This window comes from Limnohabitans sp. (assembly GCF_040401495.1).
Classification (GTDB): Bacteria; Pseudomonadota; Gammaproteobacteria; order Burkholderiales; family Burkholderiaceae_C; genus Limnohabitans.
The window spans coordinates 150084-166692 of the sequence record NZ_JBBAOI010000001.1; the positions used below are offsets into that span (position 1 = coordinate 150084).

17 protein-coding genes and 1 tRNA gene are annotated in these 16609 nt (G+C 49.0%); 5 read left to right on the forward strand and 13 right to left on the reverse strand.

The window, feature by feature from the left end; translation table 11 throughout:
* Positions 1 to 2: 2 nt before the first annotated feature.
* The 8 genes from AC9UEO_RS00750 to AC9UEO_RS00785 all read right to left on the reverse strand — a co-directional run bounded on the left by AC9UEO_RS00750 (position 3) and on the right by AC9UEO_RS00785 (position 8100).
* Positions 3 to 1178: an acyl-CoA dehydrogenase family protein gene (locus tag AC9UEO_RS00750; protein WP_509528621.1), complete on the reverse strand. Its 1176-nt coding sequence runs from the start codon at positions 1176 to 1178 to the stop codon at positions 3 to 5.
* A gap of 37 nt (positions 1179 to 1215) precedes the next feature.
* Positions 1216 to 2088 carry a 3-hydroxyacyl-CoA dehydrogenase family protein gene (locus tag AC9UEO_RS00755; RefSeq protein ID WP_509528624.1) on the reverse strand — a complete coding sequence of 291 codons (873 nt, stop codon included), beginning with the start codon at positions 2086 to 2088 and terminating at the stop codon, positions 1216 to 1218.
* The gene (locus AC9UEO_RS00760) at positions 2078 to 2713 is read right to left on the reverse strand and encodes a TetR/AcrR family transcriptional regulator (RefSeq protein WP_509528626.1); all 636 of its coding nucleotides are present in this window, start codon (positions 2711 to 2713) and stop codon (positions 2078 to 2080) included. Before AC9UEO_RS00760 ends, AC9UEO_RS00755 begins: the two co-directional genes overlap by 11 nt.
* A gap of 11 nt (positions 2714 to 2724) precedes the next feature.
* A complete protein-coding gene (locus AC9UEO_RS00765; protein WP_509528628.1) occupies positions 2725 to 4359 on the reverse strand; it encodes a flavin-containing monooxygenase in 1635 nt (544 codons plus the stop codon).
* A gap of 214 nt (positions 4360 to 4573) precedes the next feature.
* Positions 4574 to 5365, reverse strand: coding sequence for an enoyl-CoA hydratase/isomerase family protein (locus AC9UEO_RS00770; RefSeq protein ID WP_509528631.1), 792 nt, complete (start codon positions 5363 to 5365; stop codon positions 4574 to 4576).
* 30 nt (positions 5366 to 5395) lie between these two features.
* Entirely contained in the window at positions 5396 to 5929 is a 534-nt protein-coding gene (locus AC9UEO_RS00775; RefSeq protein WP_509528633.1) for a hypothetical protein, read from the reverse strand.
* 39 nt (positions 5930 to 5968) lie between these two features.
* Positions 5969 to 6415 (reverse strand): MaoC family dehydratase, encoded by a 447-nt coding sequence (locus AC9UEO_RS00780; protein WP_509528635.1) that lies wholly within the window; start codon positions 6413 to 6415, stop codon positions 5969 to 5971.
* 35 nt (positions 6416 to 6450) lie between these two features.
* Positions 6451 to 8100 (reverse strand): class I adenylate-forming enzyme family protein, encoded by a 1650-nt coding sequence (locus AC9UEO_RS00785; protein WP_509528637.1) that lies wholly within the window; start codon positions 8098 to 8100, stop codon positions 6451 to 6453.
* 176 nt (positions 8101 to 8276) lie between these two features.
* Here AC9UEO_RS00785 and AC9UEO_RS00790 point away from each other — a divergent pair, with 176 nt between their 5' ends.
* On the forward strand, positions 8277 to 9050 hold the full coding sequence (locus tag AC9UEO_RS00790) for an SDR family NAD(P)-dependent oxidoreductase (protein ID WP_509528639.1): 774 nt from the start codon (positions 8277 to 8279) through the stop codon (positions 9048 to 9050).
* Between the two features lie 83 nt (positions 9051 to 9133).
* Here the strand turns inward: AC9UEO_RS00790 and AC9UEO_RS00795 are convergent.
* From AC9UEO_RS00795 to rph, 4 genes are all read right to left on the reverse strand, one after another.
* Positions 9134 to 9221, reverse strand: a tRNA-Ser gene (locus AC9UEO_RS00795).
* Between the two features lie 55 nt (positions 9222 to 9276).
* Positions 9277 to 10485: a radical SAM family heme chaperone HemW gene (hemW, locus tag AC9UEO_RS00800; protein ID WP_509528641.1), complete on the reverse strand. Its 1209-nt coding sequence runs from the start codon at positions 10483 to 10485 to the stop codon at positions 9277 to 9279.
* The gene (gene rdgB / locus AC9UEO_RS00805; RefSeq protein WP_509528643.1) at positions 10482 to 11099 is read right to left on the reverse strand and encodes an RdgB/HAM1 family non-canonical purine NTP pyrophosphatase; all 618 of its coding nucleotides are present in this window, start codon (positions 11097 to 11099) and stop codon (positions 10482 to 10484) included. The genes hemW and rdgB overlap by 4 nt, the downstream gene beginning before the upstream one ends.
* Complete coding sequence (gene rph / locus AC9UEO_RS00810) at positions 11096 to 11767, reverse strand: ribonuclease PH (protein ID WP_509529082.1); 672 nt, start codon at positions 11765 to 11767, stop codon at positions 11096 to 11098. Before rph ends, rdgB begins: the two co-directional genes overlap by 4 nt.
* A gap of 152 nt (positions 11768 to 11919) precedes the next feature.
* Between rph and AC9UEO_RS00815 the strand changes: the two genes are divergently transcribed.
* The 4 genes from AC9UEO_RS00815 to AC9UEO_RS00830 all read left to right on the forward strand — a co-directional run bounded on the left by AC9UEO_RS00815 (position 11920) and on the right by AC9UEO_RS00830 (position 16023).
* On the forward strand, positions 11920 to 12828 hold the full coding sequence (locus AC9UEO_RS00815) for a YicC/YloC family endoribonuclease (protein ID WP_509528645.1): 909 nt from the start codon (positions 11920 to 11922) through the stop codon (positions 12826 to 12828).
* Positions 12825 to 13451 carry a guanylate kinase gene (gmk, locus tag AC9UEO_RS00820; protein ID WP_509528647.1) on the forward strand — a complete coding sequence of 209 codons (627 nt, stop codon included), beginning with the start codon at positions 12825 to 12827 and terminating at the stop codon, positions 13449 to 13451. Before AC9UEO_RS00815 ends, gmk begins: the two co-directional genes overlap by 4 nt.
* Positions 13452 to 13467: 16 nt before the next feature.
* A complete protein-coding gene (gene rpoZ / locus AC9UEO_RS00825) occupies positions 13468 to 13671 on the forward strand; it encodes a DNA-directed RNA polymerase subunit omega (RefSeq protein ID WP_509528649.1) in 204 nt (67 codons plus the stop codon).
* A gap of 108 nt (positions 13672 to 13779) precedes the next feature.
* Complete coding sequence (locus AC9UEO_RS00830) at positions 13780 to 16023, forward strand: RelA/SpoT family protein (RefSeq protein ID WP_509528651.1); 2244 nt, start codon at positions 13780 to 13782, stop codon at positions 16021 to 16023.
* 17 nt (positions 16024 to 16040) lie between these two features.
* Here the strand turns inward: AC9UEO_RS00830 and greB are convergent, their stop codons facing one another.
* Positions 16041 to 16604: a transcription elongation factor GreB gene (gene greB / locus AC9UEO_RS00835; protein ID WP_509528653.1), complete on the reverse strand. Its 564-nt coding sequence runs from the start codon at positions 16602 to 16604 to the stop codon at positions 16041 to 16043.
* Between the last annotated feature and the right edge of the window lie 5 nt (positions 16605 to 16609).

A 16609-nucleotide genomic window follows, 5' to 3' on the forward strand; every position in this document is an offset into this window, starting at 1 on the left:
GCTCAATAGCTCTTAGGCAAGCCCAAGCTGTGCTGTGCCACAAAGTTGAGAATCATTTCACGGCTAACCGGTGCGGTTTTGTGCAAACGTGCAATGAACCACAAATCGGCTAAGCCATATTCCATGGCCAGTCCGTTACCACCATGAATTTGAATCGCTTGGTCAAGCGCCTCCAAGGATGCATCAGCAGCAGCAAACTTTGCCATATTGGCGATTTCGCCCGCATCAGGCGAACCGGCATCGGACAAGGCCGCAGCACGTGCGGTCATCAAGCGTGCTTGCTGAACCGCGATATAGGCTTTGGCCAATGGATGGGCAATGCCTTGGTGTGCGCCAATGGGTGTGCTCCACACCGAACGGTCTTTGGATTGTTGCGCCCCTTTTTCAATTGCAAAGCGAGAAATACCGTTGTTGATGGCAGCAGCACAGACACGCTCAGGATTCAAGCCTGCAAAAACATTGCGCAAGCCCTTGCCTTCTTCACCCACCAAACACTCAGGGCCCATTTCCACATTGTCAAAAAACATGGTGAACGAAACTTCGGGTACATGCAAAGTGGTTTCAATCGGTGTGCTGGTGATGCCAGGTGCATTGGCGGGAATAATGAACAAAGACAGTTGATGCCGCCCTTGTGCATCAACCATCTCGCTGCGGCACACCACCATGATGGCATCGGCTTCATCTACCCCCGAAGTCCAATATTTGGTGCCGTTGAGCAACCAACCGTTGCCATGCTTTTTCGCTGTCGTTGTGACCTTATGGGTATTGGTTCCCGCATTCGGTTCGGTGATGGCGAAGGACATGCGTTTTTTACCAGACGCCAAACCAGGCAACCATTCATTTTTTAAAGCCTCACTGCAATGGGCTTGAATGATGGGCGCACAAATAGAACCAATCACCAGCGACAACATAGGGCAACCTTGTGCAGCCGTTTCTTCCACGATGACGTTGTAGTCGGCCAAACCGCTGCCACCACCGCCATACTCCTCTGCAATATGGACACCCAAAAAACCTGCCTCTCCCATGGCGTTCCAAAGCTCTGTGGGCTTGGTTTTTCGTTTGACAACATCTTGAAAGTAGGCACGGCCAAAACTACCGACCAATTTCCCCACACTGTCACGCAGCATGGGGTGGTGTTCAGCGGTATCAACCAGAGTAGAACCAAATATATTTGACATGGTGTTTATGAAAGTGATGTAGTGAAAAAAAAGTTCATCAACGACTGATGGGCCACTCAAAAAAACCTTGCCCCGACTTTTGCCCTAAGTGACCTTTGGCCACCATTTCTTCAAGCAGGCGCGGGGGGCAATAGCGAGGCCCAAGGGACTGACTAAGCTGTCGAGCAATGTCCAAACGAACATCCAGCCCGACGATGTCGCTCAAACGCAAAGGTCCCATAGGGTGGCGGTATGCGGTCACCATGGCGTGATCTATATCCTGTGCACTTGCCACACCGTCTTCCAACATACGCATGGCCTCTAAGGAGGCAATCAAATCCAAGCGACTGGTGGCAAAGCCTGGCACATCACGCACTGTGATGGTGGTCTTGCCGGTGCTTTGCGCCCACAACTTGGCCAGTGCCAAGCAGTCTTCGCTGGTGTCTTTGCCACGGATCAATTCCACCATGGGCAAAGACCACACAGGGTTAAAGAAATGCATTCCCAAAAACTTGCTGGCATCAGGTACGGCTGAGGCAAGTTCATCAATCGACATGGAACTGGTATTGCTGGCTATTAAGCGAGGTTTGCGCAAAGCAATATCGGCCAAGACTTTCAGTTTCAATTCCAGTCGCTCAGGCACCGACTCGATCACCAAATCTAAACCCATGGGTAATAGGTCAATAGCTCTGACGCTTTGCACCCCTTCGGAGGCGGCCAGCGCTTGTTGCGAAGTCAACTTGCCACGCTTCACCCCCCCTGCAGCTGCATCCTTCAAGGTTTGCCGCATCACGATGCTTCGCTTGTCATCGGGTTCAACAACCCTCACTGACCAACCTGCAACAGCAAACACATACGCAATGCCCACGCCCATGGTGCCGCCGCCAACGACGGCCATGGTTAAAGTAGGTGTCGAGGAATCAATTGACATGGGAATTTGCAATGGGTTTGACACGCACCATCGCCAAGGCTAAGGAGGCCAAATAAGAAGTGACTTGCTCAAGACTCAATCGCCCATTGGCACGGAACCACACAGGTGCCCAACCCACAATACCGCCTATCGCCAAAGCGGTGAGTTGCACATCGTCAGCATGGAACTCGCCAGATTTCACGCCCAGTTCAATCAACTCCACCAAACGCCGGTCAAATCCACGGCGCAGTTGGTTGATCGCATCACGGTCTTTTTGCTCTAACTCTTTTTCTTCTCGGCTGTAAATCATGGCGTGCGGCTGATGCGTCAATACGGCGGTCAGAAAGTCCTGCACCACGGTTTGCAAACGCTCGGTGGCCGATGCATCTTGCCCCATGGCACGGTTCAGAGACTCATGGGCCAGAAGAATAGCTCGAGAGCAAATTTCCACCAACAACTCATTTTTCGATGCAAAGTGTGCATAGATAAAAGGCTTGGTAACTTGCAACTCATTAGCGACTTGCTCCAAGGTGGTTTTGCCATAGCCTTGGCGGTAGAAAAGGTCGACGGCCGCCGCCAAAATACGCTCACGCTTGAGGTGTGAAATCGCTTCACGCATATCGTGGGGTTCTGTGGTGCTTACCATTGGAGCTGCCCTTAGACTTTGTCAAACAGAGCGCTGACTTCAAGCGCCGCAGGTGTTTTGTAGAAAGTAAATCCTGAATACCCTTCCTCAGCACAGCGATGAAGAATACGTCGATAGCCGCGGACACCTCCCGAGTAAGGCATAAAAACGCGAGGTTTACCTTTGACTTCGGCGCCGTTGTAATAGGAATCGGTACTGAGGTAAAGCGTTTCTTTCACGCGGTCATTGATGTGCTGACCCCACATTTTTTCGGCCTCAGCTTGAACCTCTACTTCCACCAAACCCTCAATTTGCATTTTTTGCACCAGCGCTGCCATCCAGTCGATTTGCTCTTCGGTAGACACCATCACATTACTCAGCAATGACGGACTCCCAGGGCCAACAACGATGAACATATTGGGAAAGTCAGAAACACCAACGCCTAAGTGCGTTACAGGCCCATCGGCCCATTTTTTCTTCAACGTCATGCCATGGCGCCCAATAATGTCAGGCTTGAACAATGAACCCGTGAATACATCGAAACCAGTTGCAAAAATAATCATGTCAAAGGCATGTAACTTCGCCTGTGTACGAATACCTTCAGGGGTGAACTCAACAATGGGTGATTCACGTACATCCGCCAGTTCTACGTTATCGCGGTTGAAGGCTTGAAAGTAGCCACTGTCGACTGACGGCCTGCGCGAAGCAAAGGGATGACCCTTGGGCGTGAGCTTCTCACGCAGCACAGGGTCTTGCACCACAGAGGCAATTTTTTTGCGTATGAATTCAGCAGCGGTGTCGTTGGCTTCCTTTTTCAGCAAGATGTCGAAATAGGTCAGCGCAAAACCAAAGCCCAATCGGTTCCATGCAGCCTCATAGGCTTTTTCTCTTTCCTCAGCAGACACATCTAATGCGGAAGTTTTATTGGGCATGAAACCTAAGCCTGTTGCTGAATTCCAAGCTCGCTCACGTCGCTCGCGGTAATTCGCCTTGACCGTGCGGTCTTCTTCATCAGACACAGGCGCATTTGCTGCAGGAATGCTGAAATTTGCAGTCCGTTGAAACACCGTCAGATGCTTGGCTTCTTTTGCAATGACGGGTGTCATTTGCATTCCAGAGGAACCCGTGCCAATGATGGCGACTCGTTTGCCGGCATAGTCCACTTTGTGTTTGGGCCAAACACCGCTGTGAATCACCTCGCCTTTAAAACTTGATAGGCCTGGGTAGTCGGGTGACTTCGTGGCCGATAACTGCCCTACACACATCATCAGGTACTTGGCGCGAACCGAGTGGCCACCTCCGGTCGCAATGACCCATGTCGCGGACGCTTCCTCATACGTTGCATTCATCATGCGGGTGTTGAACTGAATATCCTTGCGCAAGTCAAAACGATCTGCCACGTGATTGATATAGCGAAGAATTTCGGGCTGTGTGGCGTAGCGCTCGCTCCACCGCCAGTCTTGCTCTAATTCTGCAGAGAAGCTGTAAGAGTAGTCATAGCTTTCCACGTCGCAACGAGCGCCTGGGTAACCGTTGTGGTACCAAACGCCGCCAATATCTGCGCTGGCCTCAATCACCAAAACCTTATGACCTTGAGAACGAAACCGGTACAGGGCCCGCAAACCGGCAAAACCTGCCCCAACGACCAAAACATCAACTTGATCCATGCAAATCACTGCTCTTTCTAATTGGTAAATTTAAATACTGATCAGTATTTTGGATAGTCTAATGCTTTGAAATATATAAGTGTGTGGTTTTTTATTAGTAAAAACCCTAGATTTAGTTGCATGACCACTGACACCGCGACATCGATAGCCCCGAGTCAAAATTTAATCGGCTTAAACAATACACGGTCATTGCCTAATGATCAGACAATAACTTTCAGACATTAAATTGAGCTGTTCGCTTCTCACGAAAAGCATTGACGGCTTCTTGGTGATCAGCGGTTCTGCTTGACATGGCTTCGTAAGCAAGAGAAGTTTCCAGTACAGACTGCACCAGTTGTTTTAATCCAATATTGATAGATGCCTTTGTCCAGCTAATCGATTTAGTAGCGCCTGCAGCTAGTCGATCGGCGAATTCCTTCACCTTAGCGTCAAGATCTGTCGTAGGGACTGCATAGTTGATGAGTCCGATTCGACTTGCCTCAGATGCTGATATCAAATCTCCAGTTAGCAGGTATTCCTTTGCACGGGCATATCCGATTAACTGAGGCCAAATGACAGCCCCTCCATCTCCAGCGACAAGTCCTACGCTGACATGGGGGTCGCCAATCTTTGCGGCCTCACTTGCAAAAATAACATCGCAAAACAGGGCGATCGTAGCGCCCAAGCCAGTGGCATGACCATTGATTTTGGCAATGATTGGTTTTTGACAATCCAAAAGCGTATTGATAATTTGTTTGGCCTCGCGGGCCGTTTTTTCAAATGAATTTGGGATATCGATCATTTTTTGCATCCAATCGATATCGCATCCAGCAGAGAAAGCACGACCGGCACCCGTCAGAATAATAACTTCACATCCAGAGTCATTAGAAATATCAGCAAATAAACAGGCAAGCTCACCATGCATTTGCTCATCAACTGCATTTAATTTATCTGGGCGATTAAAAATCACTTCAAGGACTTTGCCTTGTCTTTCAAACTTAATTGTTTTGTAATTACTGAAGTCCATGGTCGTTTCTAAAGATTACATCAACATCCATCAAAGAGACAAAATATCTCTGGTTTCACGCAAGTAAAGCAAGCCTGATGTCACGTCTTCAACGGTGACTTCATGTCGAACATAGCGCCGCTCACGTTTGATAAATTTATCAATGGCTTTTGCACTTATGCGAACTTTGGCACCAACAGGTATGGGCTCAAAAATTTCAGTATCGTGATAAGTATGAATAGATCCAATGGCAAAAGGTTTGGTGTGATCGAATTGAACAGACAACACAAAATGCGACACCATCAATGGCGGCACGATTGCGGTTCCAAAAGGCGATTCACCAAGGATATACCAAGTGTTCATGCGCCAACCCTCATACCAAGAGTTGTAGTCTTCAACTGCATCTGCATAAAGAATCACCAACTCGGGCGTAATGTGCAATTCTCTTGACAGCACATCACCCACATTCACCATGTCCCAATAGGTTTGGCACACCTCATCCAAACTTTTCACAAACTCTCTTGTTTGTTGTATTTGAATATTGGTCATAGGACGCAAACTGTCAGTGCGAATTTCTTGTGACATCGTATTCCTTTATTTTTGTGATTCAGTTTTATTCATGCTTTAAACGCCAACATCAACCTCTGTCCAGCCTATAGTTTTGGTTTGTCCTTCTTCGTTAGAGGCCCAAAATTCAACCTTGAAACGAAAACCATTTCCTTTGGGCGTTTTTTCTTTCACGACACCATAGGTCGTGATGACTTCATTTGCCAAAGTTGAAGCCACATATTTACAAACGAAACGTGCATTTTTGAAAAAATTCGAACCAAAATAATTCACACACATTTCAGAAATGTAGGCAGAAGACATTTCGCCAGTTTGAATGGGTGCTGCAAGCCCGGTTTGATGGGCGTATACAGGATCCCAGTGATTGGGGTTGAAACGTCCCCACAATCTAGATCCCATAAGTTGAATGGCTGCCTTCTTTTTAACGCCTTCGAGCTCAAAACCCACAGGTGTGTCAATGGTTATCAGACCTTGACTGTTGGCTGTATTCGCTTGATTAGACATAGAAAACCTTTTATATTGAAGTGAGAGAGATTTTTTTAATGCGAGGTCAAACCTAAGGATTCACAAGCAATTTTGGAGAGTAGAAATTTGCGAGCACGACCAGACGGCGTCACAGGAATTTCTGTCGCATCAATAACTAAAAAATGCTTTGGTATTTTGAACCTTGCCAGACGCTCATTACAAAGTAACTGCAGTTCAGATATTTGGCATGTTGACTTTATACGCAGTACTAAAAATGCCACACCGATTTCGCCCATTCGCTCATCAGGCACAGGCACAACATGGGCTTGCAGCACCGATGGGTGTGTCATTAGCAGGTCCTCTGCTTCGCTAGGCATGACTTGTTCGCCACCACATCGGTAAGACTCCTTAAGCCTGCCCACCAAGCTAAGGTAATCGTCTTCATCCAGTCGCCCTAAGTCACCCGTGTGTAACCATCCGTCGCTGGTGAAAGCAGCTGCTGTGTCTTCTGGCTTGTTGTAGTAGCCACTTGTCACACCAGGCCCCTTGGCTTGCAATTCACCAACCATGCCTCTTGGCAATATCAGGCCTGAATCAGGATCTACAACGCGGTAAATCACCAACCGGTCACCCAGCGCTGGATCGCCTGCGGGTCCGACTTCTCGCAAGCGACCATTGGAATTAAGCCACCGCTCTATTCCATCCGTTGGCCGAGTAACCGTACTGGATGCAGTCACTTCGGTCATGCCATAGCCTGTGGTGATTTCGATCGGATGCAAATGGTCCATGATTTGCTGCCAAATTGTGGATGGGGCTCTTCCACCCGAAGAGATAACCGAACGCAATGAATGCAATGGACAGTTGAGCTTTTTCTGCGCTTCAATCAAGGCCAATGTCATCGCAGGAATCAGCAAGATATCGCTGGCTTGATGGGTGTCAATGGCAGCCAAAGTGTCCGCAGCATCAAATTTGGTTTGGGCAATGATGGCGCCGCCCACAAACATACAAGCAAGCAAACCTTCAACATAGCCGTACACATGGTAGAGAGGAAGTGAAAATAAAATTCGTCGGCCATCTTGAAAACCACGTGCCCATGCGCTACCAAACGCAGTTCGCAACATCATGTCATGCGTCAGAATCACTCCTTTTGGAAAACCTGTGGTCCCAGAGGTGTAAATGATGTCACTTGGTGTTGAGGGTCCAGGGTGATCAACATTAAGAAGTTCAGCATGCGAACCAAATTGATGAAGATTGACCAGACCTTTTCTATTTTCTGATTCGCCACACTCTCCTGTATGAAAAACAACTACCCTTTTCAATAACGGAAATGCATTACCACCGCCTTGAACTTCCCAATTAGGTGCTAGTTCATCCAAGAATTTTAAATATGGCAAGTCTCTGAACCTGTCCATGGTGATCAACATAACAGCGTCTGACTGCTTGAGCACATAGCCCAATTCATCTCGCTTGTTTAAAAAATTGATGGGTACTGCAACGGCACCTACCATTGCTATAGCAAACTTAATGGCGATAAATTCTGGGAAATTGGCCATCAACATCGCTACGTGGTCACCAGGTTTCACACCACTGCTGGTTAAACCTGCGGCCAATCGCTTGACCCATGAATACAACTCTGAATATGTCCAATTTTGGTTATTGGTCATAACAAAAGGCCTATTCGGAAATTCTTGGGCGTTTTTTTCTAGCAAATCACTTAATGTCATAGGGTGCCATATTGGAAACCTTTGACGTATCGTCTCCTGCCTATCGCTGAGCGAAGGCCAGATTGGGACGCTTAAATTGGTTGTCAAAGCATTTCTCTGATATATTTACTGACTAGTAGAATTATCTACCTGTAAATATATTTTGAATTTAGGGGTTTTCCCTTTGGGTACATCAAATGAAAATTGATTTCTCGGATCAGGTCGCCTTGGTAACAGGCGCATCGGGTGGCATTGGTCGCGCAGTAGCTTTGGCATTAGGTCAGGTTGGCGCAAAAGTGGTGCTGATTGATATCGCCAAAGAAGCCGGACTTGAAACCGAATCACTTTTAAAGAGTGGCGGTGGGGATGCCTTGTTTGTCCAAGCCGATGTCAGCGATCCGGGGCAGGTTCAAAACTATGTCGATACTGCATTACAAAAATGGGGACGAATTGATATCTTTATGAACAATGCAGCATGGCAAGGAGAAATCCATTCCTTGGTGGACTACCCCTTAGAGGTTTTTGAAAAAGTCATGAATATCAATGTAAGAGGCGTATTTTTAGGACTTAAATATGTTTTGCCCGTCATGCTTAAACAAGGCAAAGGAGCTATCGTCAATACCGCTTCGCTGGGATCTTTCTTGGCTACCCGCAAACTGGGTCCATACACTGCCAGCAAACACGCAGTTATGGGACTGACAAAAACTGCTGCGCTTGAAGTTGCTCGCAAAGGTATCCGCGTCAATGCTGTGTGCCCTGGGCCTGTCGACACAGAGATGTTGCGCGAAATTGAAGCCTCACAAGCGACGGGTTCTACCGCACAACTGCGTGATCAACGAATGGCATCCATACCTGATGGACGGTATGCGAATCCTGCTGAGGTAGCGAATTTGATGCTTTACCTTGCCTCTGATTTGTCAAGCCATATCACTGGCCAGGGCATTCAAATCAATGGTGGCAGCAACTACTGATGACCATCATCTTTGTCTGCCACACCTCAGACTTTGTCAACGTGGCTAAATTAGAGAGTTAAATGTTTTTTTACTTGTGATATTGGCGGAAGCGGTGAGATTCGAACTCACGAACGGTTGCCCGTTGCCGGTTTTCAAGACCGGTGCAATCGACCACTCTGCCACGCTTCCTTGTCGTGTGTGTCTTAGCGAACAAGATTCTAACCAGCTTTGCCGTTAGCAAAGCCTAGGCGCTCAACGATTCATGCGGCAGAAACAAAGCCTGCAAATCACTCAACATATCAAAACCACGTTCAGTTGGGCGTACCTTTTGCAAATCGCGCTCAATCAATCCCAAGGACTGCGCCTTGTCCAAAGCCGGGGCAATTGCATTAACGGGGAGTCCGGTTCGCTCGGTGAACCACTGCAATTCAAAACCGTCCTTTAATCGAGTGGCATTCAGCATGAACTCAAAGGGCAGGTTCTCGCGTGAAACCTCTTCAAACGACGCGGTTGCACCCTCGCCCATAGCTTTTTCCATGTACAACTTAGGTTCGCGGTGCTTAACCATACGAACCACTCGGTGGGCAAAGCTCAGCTTGGTGTGCGCACCTGCACCCACACCCAGGTAGTCGCCAAATTGCCAGTAATTGGTGTTGTGCCAACAGCGATGTCCCGACTTGGCATAGGCTGACACTTCATAGCGTTGCATACCAATTGCTTGTGTTTGCTCGGTAATGCGATCGAGCATGTCATAAGCCAAATCCTCAACGGGAAGGTCTGTTGGTGGGTACTTGGCAAACAGGGTGTTGGGCTCTATCGTCAGATGGTAAATAGAAAGATGAGGAGGCTTGAGCGCTAAGGCAACCGTTAAGTCTTCATCCAATTGCGCCATGGTTTGACTGGGCAAGGCGTACATCAAATCAATATTGAAGGTCTCAAAAGCTAGTGCAGCTTCCTCTACTGCAGCGATTGCTTGATCGGCGTTATGTACACGCCCTAAGCCCTGTAAATGCTGGTCGTTAAAACTTTGCACCCCCACAGACAAGCGATTTACACCTGCTTGTCTGAAGGCATGAAAACGCTCTTTCTCAAACGTGCCAGGGTTAGCTTCCAAAGTAATTTCGCAGTCTGCAACCATATTCAAACGTGCACGCAAATCGCTGACCAATCGCGCTATGCCTTGGCTTGAAAACAAGCTGGGGGTACCACCACCAATGAACACGCTGTGCACTTGCCGTCCCCACACCAAAGGCAAACTGGCTTCAATATCGGCACACAGTGCGTCAAGGTAAGCAGACTCTGGCAACTCGGCTTTGCGCATTTCATGGGAATTGAAATCACAATAGGGACATTTTTTCAAGCACCAAGGCAGGTGCACATAGACAGACAAAGGCGGCAAAGACGGCAGGGACAAGGTGCCTGCACGCATCAAATGCTGAATATCAAGGCTCATGCAAACCAACGTGCATGCATCAATTCCAGCATAGCCCTTGCAGCTTGCCCCCGATGGCTTAAAGCATTTTTTTCTTCGTCTGGCATTTGGGCGAAAGTTTTACCTACAGAAGAAATCCACATCACGGGATCAAAGCCAAAACCCTTGTCACCCATGGGTTCAGTGGCAATTTCGCCGACCGCACGGCCCGTGGCGATCAGCGGTTCCGGGTCTAGCGGACTGCGAACAGCCACCAAGGTACTGACCAAGGCAGCACGTCGTTGTGTCACGCCCACCATTTGCTCAAGCAATGCCTTGCGGTTGTTGTCGTCGCTTTTGGGGTAGCCAAATTGGATGCAGTAAAAAGCCGTTTGCACGCCAGGCAAGCCACCAAAGGCATCCACACACAAACCTGCGTCATCGGCAACAGCGGGTAAACCGCTGTGCAAACTGGCATGACGAGCCTTGGCTAAAGCGTTTTCAACGAAGGTGTGGAATGGCTCTTCGGCCTCGGGGATATTCAAAGACGATTGCGCCACCAACGCCACCCCCAAAGGGGCAAATAGCGCTTGAAGTTCTGCAAGCTTGCCCGCATTGTTTGACGCAAGTACCAAGCGAGTGGGGGACATAGTCATGCGCCAAGAGCCGCTTTTTGCAAAAGAATCAATTCACGAATGCCCTTGTCTGCCAAAGACAGCAGGCCATCCATTTCACTTCTGGTGAAGGCCACGCCTTCAGCTGTACCCTGCACTTCAACAAAACCGCCATCGCTGGTCATCACCACATTCATATCGGTGTCGCACACAGAGTCTTCGGTGTATTCCAAGTCTAGTAATGCTTGGCCATGCAGCAGTCCCACTGAAATGGCTGCGACATGGTGGGTAATAGGACTTGATGTAATGAGACCTTTGGCAATCAAGCCATTGATTGCATCTTGCGCTGCCACAAACGCACCAGTGATGGCAGCAGTTCGGGTGCCGCCATCAGCTTGCAACACATCGCAATCGAGCTGAATCGTGCGCTCACCCAGTTTCTTTAAATCGAATACCGCCCTCATTGAACGACCAATGAGGCGCTGTATCTCTTGGGTGCGGCCACTTTGCTTACCCTTGGCAGCTTCCCTGTCACTTCGGGTGTGGGTGGCACGCGGCAACATGCCGTACTCGGCTGTAACCCAACCCTCACCACTGCCACGTTTATGGGGCGGCACTTTTTCTTCCACAGAAGCGGTGCATAAGACTTGTGTGTTGCCAAAGGCAATCAATACTGAACCCTCAGCATGAATTGTGTAGTTGCGGGTAATGCGTACTGGGCGTAATGCATCGTTGGCACGCTTTAGACGAGAAGAAATAGTGCTCATGGAAGGGGAACAAACCTTGTGTTTAGATAAAGGCTATTGTCCTTCAAGCCAGCCAAGCTAGGCAGAGATAATGAGTCTTTACAGAAAAGCCACCTATGTCCTTACAAAGTATGACCGGTTATGCCAGCGCCCAAGCCACGCTGGCAACAGAGGGCACCTCTGAAGGTGCGCGTTTGGGCTTAGAAATTCGCTGCGTCAATAGCCGCTTCTTAGATGTGAGCTTTCGCTTACCAGATGAATTGCGCCAGCACGAACCAACTTTGCGCGAACTGATAGGTCAGCACATCAAACGCGGCAAAGTCGAACTACGCGCTCACTTAGAAGCCTCTCAAGCCAGCTCACTGGCCATGCCTGACAAAGCCCTGCTGCGCAACCTCATGGAGATTCAACAACTGGTGCGCAGCACCATGCACGATGCGCCATTGCTTTCTGTTGCCGAGGTTATTCGCCTAAGCCATGGCCCCTTCACACCAAGCCAAGATTGGTTGCCACAAGTCATGGCTTTAGGTCAGCAGGTGGTTACCCAACTTTGCGAAGCCAGACAGCGTGAAGGTGAGCGTCTGGCAGTCGATTTGCTTGAGCGTGCTCAGCAACTTCAAGACTTGGCAGACCTTGCCCTGCCGATGGTGCCCAAAACCGTTGAAAACCAGCGACTGCGCTTTTTAGAGCGCTGGCGTGAAGCCATGGCTTTGGTTGATACACAGGCCTTGCCAGACACCATTCACGAGCGCGCCTTGGCTGAAGCTGCCAGTTTTGCGGTTCGCGCGGATGTTGCAGAAGAAGTCACCCGTCTGAAAACCCATTTAGATGAAATTACCCGATTGCTACAACTTTCTACCCACAAAGAAGGGGTAGGCAAAAGGTTGGACTTCCTGATTCAAGAATTGCACCGTGAAGCAAATACACTTGGCTCTAAAGCCAGCGCTATCGAGATGACGCGTATCTCTTTGGATATGAAAGTGCTGATTGAGCAAATGCGCGAACAAGTTCAAAACCTTGAATGATGACGATCTACCCAGGAAACCTCTTCGTAGTGGCCGCGCCGAGTGGGGCAGGCAAATCGAGTTTGGTCAAAGCCTTGATGGAGTTAGATGCAGGTGTGCAGCCATCGGTCTCGCACACCACCCGCGCCCCACGAGGACAAGAGTTTCATGGCCGTGAATATTTCTTCATCGACGATGCTGAATTCGACGCCATGGTAGCTAACAATGCATTTTTAGAGTGGGCCCATGTCCACGGTAACCGCTACGGCACCAGCAAATCGACCATCGAGGAACGTATCTCGCAAGGCCTTGACGTCATTTTGGAAATTGACTTTCAGGGCGCGGTTCAAATCAAGCGCCTGTTTGCCAATGCGGTGTTGATTTTCATATTGCCACCCAGTTGGCAAGAGTTGCGCGCTCGCTTACAGCGCCGCGGTGAAGACACCGCTGAAGTCATTGAAATTCGCTTGGCCAACGCTGCCTCTGAGATGGCTCAGGCCCATGAGTTCGACTTCGTTATAATCAATCAACTTTTTGACAAAGCCTTATTCGATCTTAAAGCTATTGTTCATGCGCAGCGCCTCAAGTACGCGTCGCAACGCAGATTCAGAAGCGATATTTTCCAAGCCTTGAAACTCATCTGATCACCGGAGCACCACCATGGCACGCATCACTGTTGAAGACTGTCTCGAAAAAATCCCCAACCGCTTTCAGTTGGTTTTAGCCGCCACCTACCGCGCACGTATGCTGGCGCAAGGCCACACGCCCAAAATTGAAAGCAAAAATAAGCCAGGTGTGACTGCATTACGAGAAATTGCCGCAGGCAAAATCGGCATCGAAATGCTGAAAAAAGTACCTGGCTAAGTTGTTTTTACGAGGTTTGGGCCTCAAAACACACCAAAGCATTGCCCTTGCAATGCTTTTTTTTCGCCCTTTGAGCCATCATGCTGACAAAACGCTACAGTTAAGCCTATGGTTTATGCGGAAAAAACCCTGACAACTCCTACTCCTGCTAGCAATGCGGCAGCAGCAAGCTTTGCTTTGCTTGAAGCCAAACTTGAATACCTAGGAACTGATGGTATTGAACACGTCAAGCGTGCTTATCGTTTTGCTGATGAAGCCCATTTGGGCGTGACGCGGCGCAGTGGCGAACCCTATATCACCCACCCCATTGCTGTGGCCTTGCAATGTACTGAATGGAAGCTCGATAGCCAAGCGCTGATGGCAGCACTTTTGCACGATGTGATGGAAGACTGTGGTGTCACCAAGATCGACTTGATCGAAAAATTTGGTCCTCATGTGGCCGAATTGGTAGACGGTTTGACCAAGCTCGACAAACTGAGCTTTGAAACCAAAGAAGAAGGACAGGTTGAATCGTTTCGCAAGATGCTGCTTGCCATGGCGCGTGATGTTCGGGTGATTTTGGTCAAGTTGGCAGACCGTACGCACAATATGCGCACCATGGAGGCAATGCCTCGAACACGTTGGAAATCCATCAGCAGCGAGACTTTGGAAATTTATGCACCTATCGCACATCGTTTAGGTCTGAACCAAACGTACCGCGAGTTACAAGACTTAGCATTTCGTTACCTTAGACCTTGGCGCTACCAAGTGCTAGAAAAAGCTGTCATGAAGGCCCGCAGTCGAAGGCGTGACTTATTACAAAAATTGCAACGCGATGTAGAGGGCGCTTTTAAAAATGCCAATCTCTCTATCCATATTTTTGGTCGAGAGAAAACCCTTTACTCCATTTACCAGAAGATGGGGCAAAAGCACTTGAGTTTTGCGCAGGTCACAGATATTTATGGCATGCGTATCTTGGTTCCCAACATCATCGATTGCTATACCGGCTTAGGAATCTTGCACCAACTCTACAAACCCGTGCCAGGCAAATTCAAAGACCATATCGCTATTTCCAAGGTTAATGGCTATCAGTCTTTACACACCACTTTGGTGGGGCCAGCAGGTATCAACGTCGAGTTCCAATTGCGCACAGATGCTATGCATGTGGTCGCTGAGTCTGGGGTTGCTGCGCACTGGATGTATAAGACCAGCGACCCCCTGCATGAACGCGCTGAGCGCTTGGGAACACAATGGTTGCAGTCCTTGCTTGACATACAAGATGAAACACGCGATGCCGCTGAGTTTTGGGATCATGTCAAAGTTGATTTATTCCCTGATGCAGTTTATGTTTTTACCCCTAAAAGTCATATCATGGCCTTACCTCGTGGGGCTACTGTGGTTGACTTTGCTTATGCAGTGCATACCAATGTTGGCGAACGAACACTGGGCGCCAATGTCAATGGGCAACCCGTGTCACTGCGCAGCGAACTCAGCAATGGTGACGTGGTGGAAATCATCACCTCACCAGAAACAACGCCTAACCCTGCTTGGCTAGGGTTTGTCAAAACGGGGCGCGCAAGATCAAAAATTCGCCACTACTTGAAAACCCGTGCACAGTCTGAATCGCAAGACTTAGGGGAAAAACTTTTGACGCAAGCCTTGCGAGCAGAGGGGTTTGCACAGTTACCAGCCTCAGATCAGGCCCACCGCATTTTGTGGGAGAAACTCTTGCGCTTCACGGGCAGCAAAACTCTCACTGAGTTGTTAACCGATATTGGCCTTGGAAAGCGCGTGGCTACCATCGTGGCCAAACGCTTGGTAAAACTGCTGGCTGATTTGGGTGAACGCCCAGACCCCTTGTTGTTAAGCCTTGAGCGCTTTACTGCTCACGAAACTTTATCGCAAGGCAGTGTGGTGGTGGATGGCAGCGCGAATGCTTCAGTGCAATATGCCCAGTGCTGCCACCCCTTACCAGGCGACGCCATTTTGGGTTACTTGGGCCATGGAGAAGGCTTGGTCGTTCATTTAGACACCTGCCATGTCGCACAACGCCTTAAAACCAAAGACAGCGAACGTTTTATTGCGGTTGAATGGTCTGATGAACCCGTGCGCAGTTTTGAAGCAAGCATTGTGGTCACAGTTTTAAATGGCAAAGGTGTACTAGCCAGTGTGGCCTCGTCCATCACGTCTGCTGAAGCAGACATCAAACTGGTCAGCATGATCGATGAAGTCAGCGGCAAAGAGGCTACCGATTTGCGGTTCTTGATCGCCGTGCAGGATGCGGCGCATCTGCAGTCGGTACTGGGCAGTTTGCAGCGACTTCCCTCTGTCAGCAAAGCCAGTCGGTCTTTTTCACAGCGCGCACAATCCTGATAGGCCAAACCAAGCTGCTATGGCTGGCCATTAGGAGAGGGATAAGCCACATTGAGAACTTCGATTTCAAGTAAACCTTTGGGTGTTTGCAACTTCACAACATCACCGACATGCGCTTTAAGCAAAGCTTGCGCAATGGGAGACACCCAACTGACCTGTCCGTTCAAACTATCAGCCTCATCGACACCCAAAATAGTGATGGTATTGGTAGCGCCGTGCTGATCCTCATAGTCGACCGTGGCACCAAAAAAAACCTGGTTACCGCTGAAATGAACGCTAGGGTCTGACACTACCGCTATTTCAAGGCGCTTGGTTAAAAAGCGGATGCGTTTGTCAATTTCACGCAAACGCTTTTTTCCGTAAATATAGTCACCGTTTTCAGAGCGGTCGCCATTGCTGGCTGCCCAATGCACGATCTCAACAACCTTAGGGCGCTCATCGTCAATAAGCCCCAGCAACTCTTGACGCATACGGGCATAGCCCTGAGGGGTAATGTAGTTTTTGCTGCCATTAGGCAAAGCCGGTGATGCGTCTTCGTCTTCGTCGTCTTTGTCAGACTCGCGGGTAAAGGCTTTGCTCATATATG

Coding starts and splice junctions, on each gene's coding strand:
- AC9UEO_RS00750 (WP_509528621.1), bottom strand. CDS start 1,178: ATGTCAAATATATTTGGTTCTACTCTGGTTGATACCGCTGAACACCAC.
- AC9UEO_RS00755 (WP_509528624.1), bottom strand. CDS start 2,088: ATGTCAATTGATTCCTCGACACCTACTTTAACCATGGCCGTCGTTGGC.
- AC9UEO_RS00760 (WP_509528626.1), bottom strand. CDS start 2,713: ATGGTAAGCACCACAGAACCCCACGATATGCGTGAAGCGATTTCACAC.
- AC9UEO_RS00765 (WP_509528628.1), bottom strand. CDS start 4,359: ATGGATCAAGTTGATGTTTTGGTCGTTGGGGCAGGTTTTGCCGGTTTG.
- AC9UEO_RS00770 (WP_509528631.1), bottom strand. CDS start 5,365: ATGGACTTCAGTAATTACAAAACAATTAAGTTTGAAAGACAAGGCAAA.
- AC9UEO_RS00775 (WP_509528633.1), bottom strand. CDS start 5,929: ATGTCACAAGAAATTCGCACTGACAGTTTGCGTCCTATGACCAATATT.
- AC9UEO_RS00780 (WP_509528635.1), bottom strand. CDS start 6,415: ATGTCTAATCAAGCGAATACAGCCAACAGTCAAGGTCTGATAACCATT.
- AC9UEO_RS00785 (WP_509528637.1), bottom strand. CDS start 8,100: ATGACATTAAGTGATTTGCTAGAAAAAAACGCCCAAGAATTTCCGAAT.
- AC9UEO_RS00790 (WP_509528639.1), top strand. CDS start 8,277: ATGAAAATTGATTTCTCGGATCAGGTCGCCTTGGTAACAGGCGCATCG.
- hemW (WP_509528641.1), bottom strand. CDS start 10,485: ATGAGCCTTGATATTCAGCATTTGATGCGTGCAGGCACCTTGTCCCTG.
- rdgB (WP_509528643.1), bottom strand. CDS start 11,099: ATGACTATGTCCCCCACTCGCTTGGTACTTGCGTCAAACAATGCGGGC.
- AC9UEO_RS00815 (WP_509528645.1), top strand. CDS start 11,920: ATGTCCTTACAAAGTATGACCGGTTATGCCAGCGCCCAAGCCACGCTG.
- gmk (WP_509528647.1), top strand. CDS start 12,825: ATGATGACGATCTACCCAGGAAACCTCTTCGTAGTGGCCGCGCCGAGT.
- rpoZ (WP_509528649.1), top strand. CDS start 13,468: ATGGCACGCATCACTGTTGAAGACTGTCTCGAAAAAATCCCCAACCGC.
- AC9UEO_RS00830 (WP_509528651.1), top strand. CDS start 13,780: ATGGTTTATGCGGAAAAAACCCTGACAACTCCTACTCCTGCTAGCAAT.
- greB (WP_509528653.1), bottom strand. CDS start 16,604: ATGAGCAAAGCCTTTACCCGCGAGTCTGACAAAGACGACGAAGACGAA.